Origin of the sequence: Bradyrhizobium sp. U87765 SZCCT0048 (assembly GCF_018131225.1) — a bacterium.
Lineage (GTDB): Bacteria > Pseudomonadota > Alphaproteobacteria > Rhizobiales > Xanthobacteraceae > Bradyrhizobium_A.
The window spans coordinates 2303870-2323532 of the sequence record NZ_JAFCMM010000001.1 but is presented as its reverse complement, the minus strand read 5'-3'; the positions used below and the strand labels follow the sequence as shown (position 1 = coordinate 2323532).

Annotated in this window: 19 protein-coding genes; 18 read left to right on the top strand and 1 reads right to left on the bottom strand. The window is 65.2% G+C overall.

Annotation, left to right across the window (positions count from 1 at the left end; all coding sequences use genetic code 11):
- Positions 1-121: 121 nt before the first annotated feature.
- Genes JQ639_RS10265 through JQ639_RS10250 form a run of 4 tightly spaced genes read left to right on the top strand, consistent with a single transcriptional unit; the run spans position 122 to position 6238 of the window.
- Entirely contained in the window at positions 122-2389 is a 2268-nt protein-coding gene (locus tag JQ639_RS10265; RefSeq protein ID WP_211966004.1) for an acyl-CoA dehydrogenase, read from the top strand.
- Positions 2389-3672 (top strand): acetyl-CoA C-acetyltransferase, encoded by a 1284-nt coding sequence (locus JQ639_RS10260; RefSeq protein WP_211966003.1) that lies wholly within the window; start codon positions 2389-2391, stop codon positions 3670-3672. The genes JQ639_RS10265 and JQ639_RS10260 overlap by 1 nt, the downstream gene beginning before the upstream one ends.
- 8 nt (positions 3673-3680) lie before the next feature.
- Positions 3681-5798, top strand: coding sequence for a 3-hydroxyacyl-CoA dehydrogenase NAD-binding domain-containing protein (locus JQ639_RS10255; protein ID WP_211966556.1), 2118 nt, complete (start codon positions 3681-3683; stop codon positions 5796-5798).
- Positions 5795-6238, top strand: coding sequence for an acyl-CoA thioesterase (locus JQ639_RS10250; RefSeq protein WP_211966002.1), 444 nt, complete (start codon positions 5795-5797; stop codon positions 6236-6238). The genes JQ639_RS10255 and JQ639_RS10250 overlap by 4 nt, the downstream gene beginning before the upstream one ends.
- On the opposite strand, the gene JQ639_RS10245 is transcribed toward JQ639_RS10250, so the two are convergent.
- The gene (locus tag JQ639_RS10245; protein ID WP_211966001.1) at positions 6219-6671 is read right to left on the bottom strand and encodes an RrF2 family transcriptional regulator; all 453 of its coding nucleotides are present in this window, start codon (positions 6669-6671) and stop codon (positions 6219-6221) included. The genes JQ639_RS10250 and JQ639_RS10245 overlap by 20 nt on opposite strands.
- Before the next feature lie 336 nt (positions 6672-7007).
- Here JQ639_RS10245 and JQ639_RS10240 point away from each other — a divergent pair, with 336 nt between their 5' ends.
- From JQ639_RS10240 to JQ639_RS10175, 14 genes are all read left to right on the top strand, one after another.
- Complete coding sequence (locus JQ639_RS10240; protein WP_211966000.1) at positions 7008-7964, top strand: sulfonate ABC transporter substrate-binding protein; 957 nt, start codon at positions 7008-7010, stop codon at positions 7962-7964.
- 32 nt (positions 7965-7996) lie between these two features.
- Positions 7997-8944, top strand: coding sequence for a sulfonate ABC transporter substrate-binding protein (locus tag JQ639_RS10235; RefSeq protein ID WP_211965999.1), 948 nt, complete (start codon positions 7997-7999; stop codon positions 8942-8944).
- Positions 8941-10113 (top strand): FMNH2-dependent alkanesulfonate monooxygenase, encoded by a 1173-nt coding sequence (ssuD, locus tag JQ639_RS10230; RefSeq protein ID WP_211965998.1) that lies wholly within the window; start codon positions 8941-8943, stop codon positions 10111-10113. Before JQ639_RS10235 ends, ssuD begins: the two co-directional genes overlap by 4 nt.
- Positions 10110-10916, top strand: coding sequence for an aliphatic sulfonate ABC transporter permease SsuC (gene ssuC / locus JQ639_RS10225; protein WP_211965997.1), 807 nt, complete (start codon positions 10110-10112; stop codon positions 10914-10916). Before ssuD ends, ssuC begins: the two co-directional genes overlap by 4 nt.
- Positions 10917-10924: 8 nt before the next feature.
- On the top strand, positions 10925-11770 hold the full coding sequence (locus JQ639_RS10220; protein ID WP_211965996.1) for an ATP-binding cassette domain-containing protein: 846 nt from the start codon (positions 10925-10927) through the stop codon (positions 11768-11770).
- A gap of 11 nt (positions 11771-11781) precedes the next feature.
- Positions 11782-12363, top strand: a complete 582-nt coding sequence (locus JQ639_RS10215) for a flavin reductase family protein (protein WP_211965995.1) — start codon at positions 11782-11784, stop codon at positions 12361-12363.
- A gap of 241 nt (positions 12364-12604) precedes the next feature.
- A complete protein-coding gene (locus JQ639_RS10210; RefSeq protein ID WP_211965994.1) occupies positions 12605-12802 on the top strand; it encodes a hypothetical protein in 198 nt (65 codons plus the stop codon).
- Between the two features lie 121 nt (positions 12803-12923).
- Positions 12924-13751 (top strand): DeoR/GlpR family DNA-binding transcription regulator, encoded by an 828-nt coding sequence (locus JQ639_RS10205; protein ID WP_211965993.1) that lies wholly within the window; start codon positions 12924-12926, stop codon positions 13749-13751.
- 115 nt (positions 13752-13866) lie between these two features.
- Positions 13867-15408, top strand: a complete 1542-nt coding sequence (gene glpD, locus JQ639_RS10200; RefSeq protein WP_211965992.1) for a glycerol-3-phosphate dehydrogenase — start codon at positions 13867-13869, stop codon at positions 15406-15408.
- On the top strand, positions 15405-16484 hold the full coding sequence (locus tag JQ639_RS10195; RefSeq protein ID WP_211965991.1) for an ABC transporter ATP-binding protein: 1080 nt from the start codon (positions 15405-15407) through the stop codon (positions 16482-16484). The genes glpD and JQ639_RS10195 overlap by 4 nt, the downstream gene beginning before the upstream one ends.
- 10 nt (positions 16485-16494) lie before the next feature.
- Complete coding sequence (locus tag JQ639_RS10190) at positions 16495-17580, top strand: ABC transporter ATP-binding protein (RefSeq protein ID WP_211965990.1); 1086 nt, start codon at positions 16495-16497, stop codon at positions 17578-17580.
- Positions 17580-18482 carry a carbohydrate ABC transporter permease gene (locus tag JQ639_RS10185; protein WP_211965989.1) on the top strand — a complete coding sequence of 301 codons (903 nt, stop codon included), beginning with the start codon at positions 17580-17582 and terminating at the stop codon, positions 18480-18482. The genes JQ639_RS10190 and JQ639_RS10185 overlap by 1 nt, the downstream gene beginning before the upstream one ends.
- A complete protein-coding gene (locus JQ639_RS10180) occupies positions 18482-19288 on the top strand; it encodes a carbohydrate ABC transporter permease (RefSeq protein WP_211965988.1) in 807 nt (268 codons plus the stop codon). The genes JQ639_RS10185 and JQ639_RS10180 overlap by 1 nt, the downstream gene beginning before the upstream one ends.
- A gap of 10 nt (positions 19289-19298) precedes the next feature.
- Entirely contained in the window at positions 19299-19625 is a 327-nt protein-coding gene (locus JQ639_RS10175; RefSeq protein WP_211965987.1) for a DUF2160 domain-containing protein, read from the top strand.
- Positions 19626-19663: the final 38 nt, after the last annotated feature.

Here is a 19663-nt window from a genome sequence, read left to right as displayed (position 1 = left end):
CAATTATCACCGCGAGTTGTAAGGACGGCACCGATATTTTCCGTTCGAGTCGAGCGGCAGTCGGCGCAGGCCTGCACCAGCCCTGTCTCTCGTCCTGCAACTTCATCCAGAGGACATCTCCATGACGTCGTCCAGCTTCCGCCGCGACTGGCTCACCAGGCCGATCTTCTCCTGGGCCCGCAAGGTGATGCCGGAGATGTCGGACACCGAGCGTGAGGCGCTCGAGGCCGGCGACGTCTGGTGGGATGCTGATCTGTTTACGGGCTCACCCGACTGGTCGAAGCTGCTGGCCTACCCTCAGGCCAGGCTCACCGCCGAGGAGGAGGCTTTCCTCAACGGCCCGGTCGACGAACTCTGCGCCATGCTCGACGACTGGACCATCACCTGGGACCTGCGCGACCTGCCGCCGCAGGTGTGGGATTTCGTCAAGCGCCACAAGTTCTTCGGCATGATCATCCCGAAGGAGTACGGGGGTCTCGGCTTCTCGCCCTATGCCCACTCCGAGGTGGTACGCAAGATCTCGACTCGCTCGTGCGCCGCTGCGGTGACGGTGATGGTGCCGAACTCGCTCGGGCCTGGCGAACTCCTGATGCGCTTCGGTACCGCCGAGCAGCGCGAGCGCTGGCTGCCGCGTCTCGCCGACGGCCGTGACATTCCCTGCTTCGGCCTCACCAGTCCCGAGGCCGGCTCCGACGCGGCGTCGATGATCGATCGCGGCGTCGTCTGCAAGGGCGTGTTCGAAGGTCGCGAGGTGCTCGGCCTGCGGCTCAACTGGCACAAGCGCTACATCACGCTGGGCCCGGTGGCGACGCTGCTTGGCCTTGCTTTCAAGGCCTACGATCCTGATCACCTGCTGGGACCGACCGAGGAGCTCGGCATCACCGTCGCCCTGATCCCGACCGACCTGCCCGGCGTCGAGATCGGTCATCGTCACCTGCCGTCGATGCAGGTGTTCCAGAACGGTCCGAACTGGGGCCGCGACGTGTTCGTGCCGCTCGACTATGTCATCGGCGGCCGCGAGCGCATCGGCGAAGGCTGGAAGATGCTGATGACCGCGCTCGCCGCCGGACGCGGCATCTCGCTGCCATCGTTGTCGGCGGCGGCTGCCGCCTATTCTGCCCGCACCAGTGGCGCCTACGCCCGCATCCGCGAGCAGTTCAATGTGCCGATTGGCAAGTTCGAGGGCATTGAAGAGCCCCTCGCCCGCATCGCCGGCATCGCCTATCAGCTCGATGGTGCGCGCCGCCTGACCTGTGCGGCGCTCAACGAAGGGCATCACCCGGCGGTGATCTCGGGCATCATGAAGCTGCACGCCACCGAGCGCATGCGCATCGCCATCGACGACGCCATGGACATTCACGGCGGCAAGGCGGTGATCGACGGACCGCAGAACTACATGGGCAACCTCTATCGCGCCGTGCCGGTCGGCATCACCGTCGAAGGCGCCAATATCCTCACCCGCAACCTCATCGTGTTCGGGCAGGGCGCGATCCGCGCCCATCCGTACCTGCTCGCCGAGATGACCGCGCTCGCCGACGACAATGCGGCGCGCGGCCTCGACGCCTTCGACAAGGCCTTCTGGGGCCATGTCGGGCATGCCTTCGCCAACACCTTCCGCGCGCTGGGACGCAGCTGGACCGGCGGCGCGTTTGCGCCGGCGCCCGATGCGGGGCCGGCGACGCCGTTCTATCGCCAGCTGTCGCGCCACGCGGCGGCGTTCGCGCTGTGCGCGGACATGGCGCTGCTGACCCTCGGCGGCGCGCTCAAGCGCAGGGAAATGCTGTCGGCGCGGTTCGGCGACATCCTGTCGGAGCTGTACCTGCTGTCCGCCGCGCTCAAGCGCTGGGAGGACGAAGGCCGCCAGGAAGCAGATTTCGCCGCGCTGGAATGGTGCATGGCGACCGGGCTGAAGACCATCGAGACCCGTTTCGCCGAGATCCTCGCCAACCTGCCCAATCGCTTTGTCGCCTTCGCGCTCAAGCTGATCGTGCAGCCTTTCGGCGCGCGCGCGGTGGGTCCGACTGACGGTGTGGTGCATCGTCTCGCCCAGCTCATCCTCGAACCTTCGGCTGCGCGAGAGAGGCTGACGCCGAACATCTCCCACATCGAGGACGATCGCGGCCTTGCGCGGCTGGAGAAGGCGTTCGCCCTGGTCACCGCCAACGAGGACATCGTCAAGAAGATGCGCTCGGCGCGCATCCGCGATCCCCGCGAGGCGCTGCGCAACGGCATCATCAGCCAGACCGAGGCCGACCGGCTCGCCGCCGCTCACGAGGCGGTTGCCAAGGTCGTCGAGGTCGACGATTTTGCGCCGGAGGTCTTGTCACCGATGAGTGTCAGGCTGCACGATCACCGTACCACGGACTTCAACGCGCGAGCCGCCAGCTGATGACACGCCCAGTCTATATCGTCGACGGAAGCCGGACCCCATTCCTGAAAGCCCGCAGCGGGCCGGGGCCGTTCACCCCGGTCGATCTTGCGGTGCAGTGTGGCCGGCCGCTGCTGGCCCGCCAGCTATTCGCGCCCGATGCTTTCGACCAGGTCATCCTCGGCTGCGTCAACGTCATCGCCGACGAGATGAACCCCGCCCGCGTCGCCGCGCTGCGGCTCGGCATGGGTGAAAAGATGGTCGCCTTCACGGTGCAGATCAACTGTGGCTCGGGCATGCAGTCGATCGATACCGCCTATCGTTATATCCAGCAAGGCAAGGGCGATCTCATCCTCGCGGGCGGCGCCGAGGCGCTCAGCCATGCGCCGCTGGTGTGGTCGCAGGCCGGCGTGCGCTGGTTTGCCGGGCTGGCAACAGCCAAGGGCGCGCTCGCCAAGCTCGCTGCGGCAGCGAAGGCGCGCCCCGCCACCTTCAAGCCGATCATCGGTCTCGAACGCGGCCTCACCGATCCCGTGACCGACCTCAACATGGGTCAGACCGCCGAGGTGGTCGGCCATTTGTTCGGCATCACCCGCGCCGACGCCGATGCCTATGCGGTGGAGAGCCACAAACGTCTTGCGCGCGCCCAGGAGCAGGGCTGGCTGAAGGGCGAGGTCGAGACCATGTTCGATCGCCAGGGCCGGTTCTACGACCACGACGACGGTGTGCGTCCCGACTCCAGCGCCGACAAGCTCGCCACCCTCAAGCCGGCGTTCGAGCGGCCCTGGGGGCAGGTGACCCCCGGCAACTCGTCGCAGATCACCGACGGTGCGTGCTGGACCATCCTCGCCTCCGAGGATGCGGTGCGCAAGTATGGGCTGACGCCGAAGGCGGTGATCGTCGACAGCGCCTGGGCCGGGCTCGATCCGTCGATCATGGGGCTCGGGCCGGTGCTGTCGGCCACCGCGCTGCTTAGGCGCAACAATCTCACCCTGCAGGATGTGGAGACCTGGGAATTGAACGAAGCCTTCGCCACCCAGGTGCTGGGCTGCCTCGCCGCCTGGCAGGATGACAAGTTTTGCCGCGAGGTGCTCGGCCTCGATGGCGCCGCCGGCGCGATCGATCGCGAGCGGCTCAATGTCGATGGCGGCGCCATCAGCCTCGGCCATCCGGTCGGAACGTCGGGCAACCGCATCGTGCTCCATCTCGTCAACGCCATGAAGCGGCTCGGCACCAAACGCGGGGTCGCCACGGAATGCATCGGCGGCGGCCTCGGCGGCGCCATGCTGATCGAGGCGGTGTGAGCATGAGCATGGACAGCCGCATCCTCGACATTCTTTCCGACCGCGTGCTCGAACTCGGGCCGAAGCCCTCGGCCGACGGCACCTACCGCCATTTCCATCTTACCCGCGACAATGATGGCATCGCCTGGTTGTTGTTCGATCGCGCCGGCGCCAGCGCCAACTCGCTGTCTGCCGAGGTGATGGAGGAGCTCGACAAGGTGCTCGCCGCACTCGAAGCCGAGCGGCCGACCGGCCTCGTCATTCGTTCCGCCAAGCCATCCGGCTTCATCGCCGGCGCCGACATCAACGAATTCCGCGGCGCAAGCGACCCGCGCCAGGTCGAGCTCGAGATGGTCCGCGCCCATGCAGTGGTCTATCGCCTCGAGGCGCTGAAGCTGCCGACGGTCGCCGTAATTCACGGCTTCTGCCTCGGCGGCGGCCTCGAGATCGCGCTCGCCTGCAACATGCGCATCGCCATCGACAACGCACGCTTCGGCTTCCCCGAGGTGATGCTCGGCCTGCATCCCGGGCTCGGCGGCCCGGCGCGGCTGACCGAGCTGATCAACCCGGCCGAAGCGATGACGCTGATGCTGACCGGCAAGACCATCGACGCCCGCCGGGCGAAGTCGCTGGGCCTTGTGGATGCGGTGACGCAGGAGCGCCACGTTCGCAATGCGGTCAAGGATGCGGTGTTCGGCCGCCTCAAGCGCGCCAGGCCTGGCGCACTCAATGCGGGGATGAATTTCGCGCCGGTGCGCGGCGTGCTCGCGAGCCGCATGCGGTCGGAAGCGGCGAAGGCGGCCCCGCGCGAGCACTATCCCGCGCCCTACGCCCTGATCGATCTCTGGGAGAAACATGGCGGCGACAAGGTCGCGATGCTTGCCCATGAGCGCACGTCGTTCGCCAGGCTGATGGTGACGCCGACGGCGCAGAACCTGATCCGGGTGTTTTTCCTGCGCGAGCGCATGAAGAAGCTGGCAGGCGGGGCCAGCGAGATCAAGCATGTCCATGTCATCGGCGCCGGCGCCATGGGCGGCGATATCGCGGCCTGGTGCGCCAACCAGGGCCTGCGGGTGACGCTCGCCGACATGAAGGCCGAGCCGATCGCCGGCGCGGTCAAGCGCGCCGCCGAGCTGTTCGGAAAGATCATCCGCAAGCCCGTCGATGTGCGCGATGCGCTCGACCGACTGATCCCGGACATGGCGGGCGAAGGCGTGCGCGCCGCCGACCTCGTCATCGAGGCGGTGCCGGAGCGGCTCGATCTCAAGCAGAAGGTCTATGCGGCGCTCGAGCCGCGGATGAAGTCGACCGCCATTCTCGCCACCAACACCTCCAGCATTCCGCTGCAGGATCTGCGTACCACGCTGGCTGCGCCGCAGCGGCTGGTGGGGCTGCACTTCTTCAACCCGGTGTCGCGGCTGCAACTAGTCGAGGTCGTCAGCCACGATGCGGTCGATCCGCAGGTGCTGGCGGCGGCGACCGCTTTTGTCGGCGCCATCGATCGTCTGCCGCTTCCGGTCAAGAGTTCGCCGGGCTTCCTGGTCAACCGCGCGCTGACGCCGTACATGCTCGAAGCCATGGTGATGCTCGACGAAAAGATCGACATGGCGACCATCGATGCGGCGGCTGAAAAGTTCGGCATGCCGATGGGGCCGATCGAGCTTGCCGACCAGGTCGGCCTCGATATCTGTCTCGCGGTCGGTGATATGCTGCGCACCCGCATGGGCGATAGCCTGCCGGCCGCGCCGGACTGGCTGCGCGAGAAGGTGGCCAAAGGTGAACTCGGCCGCAAGACCGGCCGCGGCTTCTACGCCTGGAAGGACGGCAAGGCGCAGAAGACCCCGGCGACGACCCAGCCGACGGCCGAGATGACCGATCGCCTGATCCTGCCGATGTCGAATGTCTGCGTCGCCTGCCTGCGCGAAGGCATCGTCGCCGACGCCGAGGTGGTCGACGGCGCCATGATCTTCGGTACGGGCTACGCGCCGTTCCGCGGCGGTCCGCTCAATTACGCCCGCACCCGCGGGGTTGCGGACGTTGTGGCGGCGCTGCAAGGCCTCGCCAATCGCTTCGGCGACCGTTTCAAGCCGGATGCCGGCTGGGACGATTTCAGGACCACGACCGCAGAGACCGGCCCTCGCCCATGACCGACACGACGACCTCCGCCCATGCTGCGCCGCCACCATCCGTACCGAGCGGCGAGCTCTGCATCCGCACCCTGGCGATGCCGGCCGATACCAACCAGAACGGCGATATCTTCGGCGGTTGGCTGCTCAGCCAGATGGACGTCGCCGGCGGCATCATGGCGTCGAAGCTCGCGAAGCAGCGCACGGTCACGGTGTCGATCGACGCCATGACCTTCCGCAAGCCGGTCTATGTCGGCGATGTCGTGTCGGTGCACTGCGCGATGATCCGGATCGGGCGGACGTCGATCACGATCCATGTCGCGGCATGGGTGACACGGCGCAAGGAGAGCAGCACCATTCTGGTGACCGACGGCAACTTCACCTATGTGGCCATTGACGAGAATGGCCACCCACAGGTGATCGCGCGCGACGACGCGAGCGTCAGCCCCGCAGCGCCTTGAGTGCGCCTCGCGCAGCCTTGGGGCTCGCCAGCATGTCGGCGATCGTCAGTGAATCGAGAATCTCCGACATGGCGTCGCGCACCTTGGTCATGGTCAGGCGCACGGCGCAGGCCTTGACGTCCTTGCAGTCACGGCAGGGCTGATAGGCGGTGCGGCTGGCACAGGCGATCGGCGCCAGCGGCCCGTCGAGCGCGCGGATGACATTGCCGACCTTGATCGCCGAGGCCTTGCGCGCCAGCGCATAGCCGCCCCCGGGGCCCTTCTTGCTCTGGACCACGCCGGCATTGCGCAGGTCGCCGAGAATGGCGTCCAGGAACTTTTTGGGAATGTTGTTGCTCTCGGCGATGTCGCTGGCCTGGGCGGTCTCGCCAGGATCGAGGGCCGCAAGGTGGACCAGGGCCTTGAGGCCGTATTTTCCCTTCGCCGTCAGCATGCCGCGCGATCTCGTCCCTTGGAAAAATCTGTCGTCACGGAGTGATCGACTAAAATAATCGACCTTCCTTAGCGGGCTGGAGGAAATATTTCCAGCGCCATATTGTGGATTCGACGACTTTCCGCAGCAATCTGATCGGCTTAGCCGTTCGGCCGAATTGCCCCATAAGACCCCGCGCAACGGTGGGCAAATCGTCTTCCACATCCGTTTGCCAGCTTGGAAAAATCATGCGCGGCATGCGGCATCGACAGCACGGGCGTCGTTTTCTTCGCCAAATACTTGATCAGGTTGATGGATTACTCACATCCTCACTCTGGTCTGGCTCTGGAGTCCGTGATGAAACGCCGCCGTCTGCTGCAATTGCTGGTCGCATCCGCCGCGTTCGCGGCGTCGCTTGCGCCGGCGAGCCTGTTCGCTGCGCCGGCACCGAAGGAGATCCGGATCGGCTATCAGAAGAACGGTGTTCTGGTGATCGCGCGCCAGCGTGCGACGCTGGAGGCGCATTTCGCCGCGCAGGGCATCCAGATCAAGTGGGTAGAATTCACGTCGGGCCCGCCGATGCTCGAGGCGATGAGTGCCGGCAGCGTCGATTTCGGTGCGGTTGGCGATGCGCCGCCGATCTTCGCTCAGGCTGCTGGCGCCAACATCGTCTATGCGGCCGGACAGTCGGTGACCAACGGCCAGGGCATTCTGGTGCCGAAAGGATCGACGATCCACAGCCTTGCCGACCTCAAGGGCAAGCGTATCGGTTTTACCAAGGGATCGAGCGCCCATAACGTCGTCGTTCAGGCGCTGGAGACGGCCGGGCTGACCTACGGCGATATCACGCCGGTCTACCTGTCGCCGCCGGACGCTGGCGCTGCCTTCGCAAACGGCAGCATCGATGCCTGGTCGATCTGGGATCCGTACCTGGCGATCGGCGAGGTCAAGCAAGGCGGCCGCATCCTGGTGCGTTCCAACGATCTTGGCGCAAGCAACACGTTCTTCATCGCCAATCGGGACTTCGCGGCCGTTCAGTCTCAGGCGTTGCGCGAGGTGATTGGCGTTCTCGCAGATACGGCGAAGTGGGCCGAAGGCCATCGCGGCGACGTTGCAAAGTCGCTCAGCGACGTCACCGGAGTGCCGCTGGACATCCAGACGGTCGCAGCCGAGCGCTCGTCCTATGCCATCGGTGCCATCACCGACGACATCGTCCGCACCCAGCAGGCGGTGGCCGATCGCTTCCACAAGCTCGGCCTCATCCCCAAGCCGATCGCTGTACGCGACATCGTCTGGAAGCCGGCCCAGACCTGACCGGCGCGCCAGCGTTTTCCGAAGGATTTCCCATGAAGCCATTGCAGAGACTTGCCGCCGCCGCAGCCATTGTGCTCGGTATCGCCGCATTCGCTGGCCCGGCCGCCGCGCAGGACAAGGTGGTGCGGATCGGCTTCCAGAAATATGGCAAGCTGGTGCTGCTCAAGAGCAAGGGCGCACTCGAGCCGAAGCTCAAGGCCCTCGGCTATAGCGTTGCCTGGACGGAATTCCCGTCCGGACCGCCGCTGCTGGAAGCCATCAATGTCGGTGCCATCGATTTCGGCAACACCGGCGAGGCGCCGCCGGTTTTCGCCCAGGCCGCGGGCGTGCCGCTGCGCTATGTCGCGTATGAGCCGCCGGCGCCGAAGGGCGAGGCGATCCTCGTGCCGAAGGCCAGCCCGCTGAAAGGCGTCGCAGAACTCAAGGGCAAGCGCGTCGCTCTCAACAAGGGCTCGAATGTCCACTTCCTGTTGGTGAAGGCTCTTGAAAAAGCCGGCGTCAACTATGCCGACATCACCCCGGTATTTCTTGCGCCGGCCGACGCACGTGCGGCGTTCGAGCGCGGCTCGGTCGATGCCTGGGCGATCTGGGACCCCTATCAGGCGGCGGCGGAGGCGGCTCTCGAAGCCCGCGTCCTCGCCGATGGTACCGACACAGTGCCGAATACCCAGTTCTATCTGGCGTCGCAGAAATTCCTCGACAGCGATCCCAAGGTGCTGGACGCGCTACTCGACAGCCTGCGTGAAGTCGACGCTTGGGCGAAGTCGGACATCCATGCGGTTGCCGAGCAGCTCAGCCCGTCGGTCGGGCTCCCGGTCCCGGTGCTCGAGGTCGCACTGAAGCGCCAGGGCTATGGCATCAAGCCGATCGACAGCCAGGTGCTGGTCGAGCAGCAGAAGCTCGCCGACAGCTTTCATCAGCTTGGGTTGATTCCCAAGCCCATCACCGTTTCCGACATCGCACGAAAGCCCGGCTCATGACCATCGCTCCGTCTCCAACCGCCAACGTTCTCTGGTTCCTGCCGACCCATGGTGACGGTCGGTACCTCGGCACGACCGTCGGCGGTCGCCACGTCAGTCTGTCGTATCTGCGCCAGATCGCCCAGGCCGCCGATGAGCTCGGCTACTATGGCGTGCTGCTGCCGACCGGGCGCTCCTGCGAAGATTCCTGGATCGTCGCCTCGGCGCTGGTGCCGCTGACGCGGCGCCTGCGCTATCTGGTGGCGGTGCGGCCGGGCCTGCAGTCGCCGAGCGTCGCGGCGCGCATGACCGCGACGCTCGATCGTATCTCCGAGGGACGGCTGCTGATCAACGTGGTCACCGGCGGCGATCCCGTCGAGAACAAGGGCGACGGCATTTTCCTCAACCACGACGAGCGCTACGAAGTCACCCGCGAGTTCCTTTCGGTCTACCGTGACCTGCTGGCTGAGAAGACCGTCGAATTCAAGGGCAAGCACATCTCGATCGAGGATGGACGCCTGCTGTTCCCGCCGCACCAGGCCGGCGGCCCGCCGCTGTATTTCGGCGGTTCCTCGGACGCCGGTATCGATGTCGCCGTCGACACCGTGGACAAGTATCTGACCTGGGGCGAGCCGCCGGCGCAGGTCGCCGACAAGATCAACCGCGTCAATGCGGTGGCGCAGGCGCGCGGCCGCAAGGTGTCGTTCGGCATTCGCCTGCACGTCATCGTGCGTGAAACGAGCGAGGAGGCCTGGAAGGCCGCTGACGAGCTCATTGCCCATGTCAGCGACGAGACCATCGCCTCGGCGCAGAAGATTTTTTCACGGATGGATTCGGTCGGCCAGCAGCGGATGGCGCAGCTTCATGGCGGTCGGCGCGATAAGCTCGAGATCAGCCCGAACCTGTGGGCGGGGGTCGGCCTTGTGCGCGGCGGCGCGGGTACGGCTCTGGTCGGTGATCCGCAGACGGTCGCGGCGCGGATCAAGGAATACCAGGATATCGGCATCGATACCTTCATTATGTCGGGCTATCCGCACCTCGAGGAGGCGTACCGCTTCGCCGAACTGGTATTCCCGTTGCTGTCGCTGAACAACGCCGGCAACGTCACGCCGTTGCGCGTCAATACCGGGCCTTTTGGCGAAACAATCGCCAACGAGCATCGTCCACTCAAGCAGGCGTCGCAGTCATGAGTTTGATCGATTCCCTGCCGCGCGGGCAGCGCCTCACGCTTCCCCGCATCGACGGCCTCACGCAATGGCTGGTGCCGCTGCTGATCATCGTGGTCTGGCAGGCCGCGAGCGTCGCGGGATGGATCTCGACGCGGGTGCTGCCGGCGCCGACGGATGTGGCCCTGGCCGGCTGGAAGCTGCTGCTGTCGGGCGAGCTCGTGCGCAACATCTGGGTGAGCTTCTGGCGCGCCTCGGTCGGCTTCCTGATCGGTGGCGGGATCGGTTTCGCCTTCGGGCTTGCCAATGGCCTGTCGCGGCTCAGCAACCGCCTGACCGACACCACCCTGCAAATGGTGCGTAACGTTCCGCACCTGGCGCTGATCCCGCTGGTGATCCTGTGGTTCGGCATCGACGAGGCGGCCAAGATCTTTCTCGTCGCCCTCGGGGTGTTCTTCCCGATCTACCTCAATACCCTGCACGGCATCAAAACCGTCGATCCGCAGTTGATCGAGATGGGGCGCAGCTACGGCATGACCGACGGCGAACTGTTCCGCCGGGTGATCTTCCCGGGCGCGCTGCCGTCGATTTTCGTCGGCCTGCGCTTTGCGCTCGGCATCATGTGGCTGACGTTGATCGTCGCCGAGACCATCGCGGCGTCATCGGGGCTCGGCTACATGGCGATGCAGGCCCGCGAGTTCATGCTGATTGACGTCGTGGTGCTGAGCATCCTGATCTACGCGCTGCTCGGCAAGCTTGCCGACAGCGCTTCGCGGCTGCTCGAGCGGTTGACGCTGTCGTGGCATCCGGCGTTCCAGAAACAGTGAGAATGATGATGCAGCAACCGCTTCGCTTTGCTCCGGCTTCCGTGCGCACGATCGACGGCGCAGAGCTTTTGCGCGACGCCGAGGTCGCGCGTACCGCCACGCCGGTGTCGTCCCGCGGACTGCCGATCACGCTGCGTGGCGTGCGCAAGTCCTTCGGCGACAACGAGGTGCTGCGTGGCATCGACCTGCACATCCCGGCCGGCCAGTTCGTCGCCATCGTCGGCCGCAGCGGTTGCGGCAAGAGCACACTGCTGCGGCTGATCGCCGGTCTTGATGCGCCGGACAGCGGCACGATCGCGTTCGGCGATCACGATGACGCCAGGGCGCAGGTGCGGATGATGTTCCAGGAGCCTCGGCTGCTGCCCTGGGCGCGGGTGCTTGCCAATGTCGAGGTCGGTCTCGGGGCCGCTCGCCGGTCGCCGGATGCGCGCCAGCACGCCGAATGGGCGTTGCATGAAGTGGAGCTCGACGCCAAGCGCGACCAGTGGCCGACCGTGCTGTCGGGCGGCCAGAAGCAGCGCGTCGCGCTGGCGCGGGCACTGGTCAGCAGGCCGCGTGTGCTGGCGTTCGACGAGCCGCTCGGCGCGCTGGATGCGCTGACCCGTATCACCATGCAGCGTCTGCTGGAGCGCGTATGGTCCGACCAGGGCTTCACTGGCATCCTCGTCACCCATGACGTGGCGGAGGCGGTGACCGTCGCCGATCGCGTCCTGGTGCTCGAGGAAGGCCGGATTGCCAACGATATCCAGATCGACCTGAAGCGGCCGCGCAGCCGCGGGGCCGCGGCGGTCGCCGCACTCGAGGAAGCCATCCTGCGCGACTTGCTGCGGGATGCAGCCGACGACAAGGAATGACAGGTGCCGCAATGAACTCGCTCGTTCGTATCGTTCAGACCGATCTCGATGTCTCGCCCGTGAGCTTTCGCAATGCCATGCGCCAGCTCGCCGGCGGCGTCAGCGTCATCACCGTGGGACGCGACCAGGACATCTCCGGCATGACCGTGACCTCGGTGACGTCGTTGTCGGCCGAACCGCCGAGCCTTCTGGTCAGCATCAACCGGTCGTCGTCGTCGTGGCCGTTGTTCGAGAAATACGGCGCCTTCGCCGTCAACATCCTGCATGCCGACCAGCAGCACATCGCCGAGCGCTTCACCGGGCGGGGCGGTGAGTCCGGCGCTGCGCGTTTCGAAGGCGCACAGTGGTCGACGCTCGCGACCGGCGTGCCGGTGCTGGCCGACGGCTTGGCCGCGCTCGACTGCCGCATCGAGGAGGTCATCAACCGCCACTCCCATGCCATCGTGATCGGCCGTGTCGAAGCGGCGCGAGTTGCTGGCAAGACTGCGGCGCTGGCCTACTGGCAGGGCGAATATGTGGCGATCGATCGCGACGAGGACGCCGTGCGCCTCGCTGAGGTCAGTCTGCCGGTTGGAACTTACGCGAAACCTTGATGAGGACGTCATCGCGTTGTCGCGCAACGCGACTAGAGGGGCGGCGCGGAACATGATCCGGATTCGGAAGCGTGAAAACAGCCGGTGGCGTCGCCTGGATTCGACATGTCTCGTGCCGCGGTTCTCGCCGCGGCATCTCTCGGCTGCGACTGGCTGTTGTCGCCGCCCGCACTGAACTTTTTCGTCTCTTCAGTGTTAGTGCGACCAGGAGCGCTGGTGTCATGCCGGCGGCGGGAGTGTCATGTCTGACAGCTACATCATCGAAGTGAGTTCCGAAACAGCTGGTATCGTCGTTCGCGACAAGGCCGGTTACCGGTTCTTTGCAGCCACCCACGACTTCAATTCCCTCGAAGGCCGTTACTTCCGCAGCGCGCGGGAGGCGGAACGCGCCGCCACGCGGTTCAAGCAGGATCGGGGTGAGGTGTCGGTGCGGGCATGACAACCGCCTGATGCCCTGTTTCGGCGTCGCCCGGGGACGCGGCAGCATCGAAATCGCGAGTTGACCCCATTGGGGAACATGGATCACCATGTGACGCATTTTGCGTCATGTGGTGATCGCTGTGGCTGGACTGACCCATCGCCAATCTGAAATTCTCAATATTGCCCGCTCCGTCGGCCGCGTGACGGTCGAGGACCTCGCGCGGCGGTTCGAGGTTTCGGCCCAGACGATTCGCAAGGATCTCAACGATCTCTGCGATCGCCGCTCAATGACGCGAGTCCACGGCGGCGCCATCATCGCCTCCGGGGTGGAGAATCTCGCCTACGAGGCGCGAAGATTCGTCGCGGCCGACGAGAAGAAGGCCATCGGGGTCGCCGCCGCGGCGCAGATCCCGAACGGCTGCTCGCTGTTCATCAATATTGGAACCACGACCGAGGAGGTGGCGAGCGCGCTGGTGTCCCATGAGGACCTGCTCGTGATCACCAACAACCTCAATGTCGCGATGCTGCTCTATCGCCATCCGCGGATCGAGGTGATTGTCGCCGGCGGCAATGTGCGCCGTGCGGACGGGGCGGTGATCGGTTCGGCGGCGATCGACCTGATCGGCCAGTTCAAGGTCGATTACGCCATCATCGGCGCCTCGGCGATCGACGAGGAGGGAGCGTTGCTCGACTTCGACTACCGGGAGGTGCAGGCGGCGCAGGCGATCATCGCCAATGCCCGCAGCGTTATGCTGGTGTCGGATTCCACCAAATTCGAGCGCAGCGCTCCGGTCCGCATTGCCCATATCAGCCAGATCCAGACTTTCGTCACCGACACCGGCATCCCGCCGCGCTTCCGTGCGCTGTGCCAGGAGCGCGGCATCGAGGTGATCGAAACCGGCCCCAAGGGGGGAGAGGATGCCGACGGTGCCCTTGGAGCGCCGGAACGGGAGCCCACAGCCAACTGACTATTCGCAGTCGCTTTCGATAATCTTTCACTTGCTTTCGTTTTTGGGAATGGTTTAATCCGAACCCGAAAGCGAAATCGCCCCGTGGAGGGGCGAGCGCCGGGGGAAGCGTCTCGTGGATCAGGTCTTCGACCTCGCTATCATTGGCGGTGGGATCAACGGCTGCGGCATCGCACGGGATGCGGCGGGGCGCGGAAATTCTGTTTTCCTCTGTGAAATGAATGACTTGGCTAGTGGGACGTCGTCCTGGTCGACCAAGCTGATCCACGGTGGCCTGCGCTACCTCGAGTATTACGAATTCCGCCTGGTGCGCGAAGCGCTGATGGAGCGCGAAGTGCTCTGGCAGATCGCGCCGCATATCATTCGACCGCTGCGTTTCGTTTTGCCCCATCACCGCGGCTTGCGGCCGGCATGGCTGCTGCGGCTGGGTCTGTTCCTCTACGATCATCTCGGCGGCCGCAAGCTCCTGCCGCCGGCGCGCTCGGTTGACCTGCAGCGCGACGAGGTCGGCATGCCGCTGGCCCCCGGCCGCTTCCGGCGCGGGTTCGAATATTCCGACTGTTTCGTCGACGACGCCCGCCTCGTGCTGCTCAATGCGCTCGACGCGGCCGAGCGCGGTGCGGTGATCCGCACCCGCACCCGCGCGACCGCGGCGCGGCGGACGGCCGATGGCTGGGAAGTCACTGTGCAGGACCTCGGCACGGGGACGCAGGACACCATCCGCGCGCGGGTGCTGATCAATGCCGCAGGTCCGTGGGTCGACGAGGTGCTGTCGCAGCGCGCCGGCGTCAACGCCAAGGCCAAGGTGCGGCTCGTGCAGGGCTCGCACATCGTCGTGCGCCGCCTCTATGCCCACGACCGCGCCTATATCTTCCAGAACGAGGACGGCCGCATCGTCTTCGCCATTCCCTACCAGAACGACTTCACGCTGATCGGCACCACGGATCGCGACTATGATGGGGATCCGGCCAAGGTGAAGATCACCGATGAGGAGGTTCGCTATCTGTGCGAAGCTGTCAGCGAGTATTTCGCCAAGCCGGTGACGCCGGAGGACGTGGTGTGGACCTATTCCGGCGTGCGGCCGCTGTATGACGACGGCGCCAGCGACGCCAAGGCGGCGACGCGGGACTACGTTTTCGAACTGGACACGCCGGGCGGCGTGCCGATGCTGTCGATCTTTGGCGGCAAGATCACCACCTACCGCCGCCTTGCCGAGGAAGCGCTGGAGCATGTCGCGGCCTATTTGCGCGGCACCGCGCAGAAGGAGGGCTGGACCGGCCATGCGCCGCTGCCCGGCGGCGATCTCGATGTCTCTGCGATTCCCGCACTCACCAACGAATTGCTGCGCGAGTTCACGTTTCTCAGCCGCATCCATGCCGAGCGTCTCGCCCATGCCTATGGCAGCCGTGCCAGGCTGGTGCTGGACCGGGCGAAGTCGGCCGCCGATCTCGGCCGCTCGTTCGGCGCGACGCTCACCGAAAGCGAGGTACGCTATTTGATGACCGTGGAATGGGCGCGCACCGCCGAGGATGTGGTGTGGCGGCGCTCCAAGCTCGGCCTGCGCCTGTCGGCGGAGGAAGTGGCGGAGCTCGACCGCTGGATGACGGCGCAGCGTGCTGCCGAGCCGTCGCTGCGTGAAGCGGGAGTGCGGCCGTGAGCGTCACTCTCGACCATGTCTCCCGTGAGGTGAACGGTGTTCCCTACATTCGCGATGTCTCGCTGACTCTGGAACGTGGCACGCTGAGCGTGCTGCTTGGTCCGACACTCGCCGGCAAGACCTCGCTGATGCGTCTGCTCGCTGGCCTCGACAAACCGAGCCGCGGGCGGGTTTTGGTCGACGGCAAGGACGTCACCGGCTTCGATGTGCGCAAACGCTCGGTTGCGATGGTCTACCAGCAGTTCATCAACTATCCGTCGTTGACGGTGTACGAGAACATTGCCTCGCCGCTGCGGGTGCAGGGCCGGCCGCGCGACGAGATCGAGACGCGGGTGCGCGAGGCGTCGCGACTTCTGAAGCTCGATCCCTATCTGTCGCGCACGCCGCTGCAGCTGTCGGGTGGCCAGCAGCAGCGCACGGCGATCGCGCGTGCGCTGGTCAAGGGCGCCGATCTCGTGCTGCTCGACGAGCCGCTCGCCAATCTTGACTACAAGCTGCGCGAGGAGCTGCGTACTGAGCTGCCGCGGATTTTCGAGGCGTCCGGTGCGATCTTCGTCTACGCCACTACGGAGCCGTCGGAAGCGCTGCTGCTCGGCGGCAATACCGTCTGCATGTGGGAGGGCGAGGCGTTGCAGATGGGCGCGACGCCGACGGTCTATCGCCGTCCCGATACGCTGCGCGTGGCGCAGGTCTTCTCCGATCCGCCGCTCAACACGATCGGCATCGAGAAGAGCGGCAGCCGCGTCATCTATGACGGGCGGGTCGAGGCGCCGGCGAGCGGACTCTATGCGTCGTTGCAGGACGGCGCCTATCAGGTCGGCTTCCGGGCTCACCAGCTCGCTGTGGCGAACGATGCCGCCAGCGGACATGTTTTCGCGACCGAGGTCATTCTCACGGAGATCACCGGTTCGGAGAGCTTCGTGCATCTGCGTCAGCCCGGAATCGACTGGGTTGCGGTGCTGTCCGGTGTGCACGAATTCCAGCCGGGCGATCATCTCAAGGCGGCGATCGATCCCGACGACGTGTTTGTGTTCGATAGCTCCGGGCGGCTGGTGGCCGCGCCGGCCACGATGTGAGGTTCTGATCATGGCTCGCATCGATCTGGTCGATCTGGCGAAATCCTACGGCGGCGATGCCGCCGCAGAGGATTCCTATGCGCTGAAGCCGCTGTCGATGACCTGGCGGCAGGGCGGCGCCTATGCTCTGCTCGGGCCATCAGGCTGCGGCAAGACCACGCTGCTCAACATCATCTCCGGCATCGTTGCGCCATCGCGCGGCAAGGTGCTGTTCGACGGTGCCGACATGACGGCGCTGCCGACCCAGAAACGCAACATCGCGCAGGTGTTCCAGTTTCCGGTGATCTACGACACCATGACCGTCGGCGAGAACCTTGCCTTCCCACTGAAGAATCGCGGCGTGCCGCGCGCTCAGATCGATGCCCGGGTCGCCGAGATCGCGCGGCTCCTCGACCTTACCCCGGATCTCAGCCGCAAGGCTCAGCGGCTGACCGCGGATGCCAAGCAGAAGATCTCGCTGGGACGCGGCCTCGTGCGCTCCGACGTCGCTGCGGTGCTGTTCGACGAGCCGCTGACCGTGATCGATCCTCATCTGAAGTGGGAGCTGCGCTCAAAGCTCAAGGCGCTGCACAATGCGCTCGATCTCACCATGATCTATGTCACCCACGACCAGACCGAAGCACTGACCTTCGCCGACACGGTGGTGGTGATGCATGACGGCCGCGTGGTGCAGAGCGGCACGCCTCAGGAGCTGTTTGACAAGCCGGCCCACACTTTCGTCGGCTATTTCATCGGCTCGCCAGGCATGAACATCCTGCCGGCGGAGGTCGATGGCCGCACCGCGCGGATCAGTGGCCATCCTATCATGCTGGCGCGCGGTTATCCGTCGCTGCCGGCTGGCGGCCGGATCGAGATTGGCGTGCGGCCGGAATTCGTCACCGCTGCCCAGCCGTCATCTGATCTTCTGAGTGCACAGATCGAGCGGATCGACGATCTCGGCCGCGCGCGGTTCGCCCGGGTGCGGGTCGGGGATCAGAAGCTGGCGGCGCGGGTGCCGAACAGCCTTGTGATCCAGGGTGACACCGTCGGCCTCGTGTTCGATCCGACGCGGGTTCACGTCTATGCCGATAGCCAGCTGGTCGAGGGAGTGGCGTGATGGAGAAGACCGTCAACCAGAAAGCCTGGCTGCTGGTGCTGCCCGTCTTCCTCATCGTGGCGTTCTCCGCCGTGCTGCCGCTGATGACGGTGGTCAACTATTCGCTACAGGATACCTTCGGCAACAACCAGTTCTTCTGGAACGGCATCGGCTGGTTCAAGGAGTTGCTCGATCCTTCCACCGATCTCGGCGGCCGTTTTCTGGCCTCACTGTGGCGTAACCTCATCTTCTCGGCGATCATCCTGGCGATCGAGATCCCGCTGGGTATCATCGTCGCGCTGTCGATGCCGCGAGACGGCTGGCGTGTCGCCGCATGCCTCGTCATCCTGGCGCTGCCGCTGCTGATCCCGTGGAACGTGGTCGGCACGATCTGGCAGGTGTTCGGACGCCCCGACATTGGCCTGATGGGCTATGCGCTGAACAAGGCCGGTATCGACTACAATTATGTCTCTAACGAACTCGACGCCTGGGCGACCGTCATTGTCATGGACGTCTGGCACTGGACCAGCCTGGTGGCGCTGCTGTGCTATGCCGGCCTCAAGTCGATCCCCGATGCCTATTACCAGGCGGCGCAGATCGACGGTGCGTCGCGCTGGGCGGTGTTCACCGCGATCCAGCTGCCGAAGATGCGCCGCGTGCTGCTGATCGCGGTGCTGTTGCGCTTCATGGACAGCTTCATGATTTATACCGAGCCGTTCGTGGTGACTGGCGGCGGTCCGGGCAATTCGACGACCTTCGTGTCCATCGAGCTCGTCAAGATCGCACTGGGGCAGTTCGACCTCGGCAAGGCCGCGGCCCTGTCGCTGGTCTACAACCTCATCGTTTTGATCGTGTGCTGGGTGTTCTACACCGTGATGACCAACGCCGGTGTCGAACACCAGGCGAAGACGGGAGAGGCGTGATGCAGACCATTCCCGGGCGCCGCTTCATCATGGTCGCCTTCCTGGTGTTCCTGTTGCTGCCGATCTACTGGCTGGTCAACATGAGCTTCAAGACCAATGGCGAGATTGTCTCGACCATGACGCTGTGGCCGCACCAGCCGACGATCGAGAACTACATGCGGATCTTCACCGACGAGAGCTGGTACTCCGGCTACATCAACTCGCTGAAGTACGTGGTGATCAATACCGTCATCTCGATCTCGTTTGCGCTGCCGGCAGCCTACGCGTTTTCGCGCTACCGCTTCCTCGGCGACAAGCACCTGTTCTTCTGGCTGCTGTCGAACCGCATGGCGCCGCCGGCGGTGTTCGCACTGCCGTTCTTCAACCTGTACTCGGCGATCAACCTGTTCGATACGCCGTGGGCCGTCGCACTGGCGCACTGCCTGTTCAACGTGCCGCTGGCGGTTTGGATCCTCGAGGGTTTCGTCTCCAGCGTGCCGCGCGAGATCGACGAGACTGCGTTCCTCGATGGCTATTCGTTCCCGCGCTTCTTTCTCAAGATCCTGGTGCCGCTGATCGCCAGCGGCATCGGCGTCGCCGCGTTCTTCTGCTTCATGTTCTCATGGGTCGAATTGCTGCTGGCGCGTACGCTGACATCGGTCAATGCCAAGCCGATCGCCGCCACCATGACCCGTACCGTGTCGGCTGCCGGCATGGACTGGGGACTGTTGGCGGCGGCGGGCGTGCTGACCATCATCCCCGGTGCGCTCGTCATCTGGTTCGTCCGCAACTACATCGCGCGCGGCTTCGCGCTGGGACGGGTGTGAGGAGGCGGCGATGGAGAATTTCGCATGGATGGCCTGGACGTGGCCGACCGCCATCTTCTTCATGCTGCTGGCTGCGACGCTCGGCGTGATGACCTGGCTTGGCGCCGCCTATCCCGAAGCCGAGCGGATCGGAGTGCTGCGCATTCCCACGACCCGCGGCGATCGCCTGTTCATTTCGCTGATCGTCGCGGCAGTCATCCATTTGCTGTGGATCGGGCTCGTCGGCACCAATCCGTTGCTGACGCTGCCGATCGACGAAGGAATAGAGGTGTCGAGCCTGTGGCTCGCCACCGTCATTTCGCTGCTCTCCGCCGTCGCCATTTTTCGCACGGTCTGAGTGGTGAAACGTTGCGCATGATCCGGACCCGAGGCGGT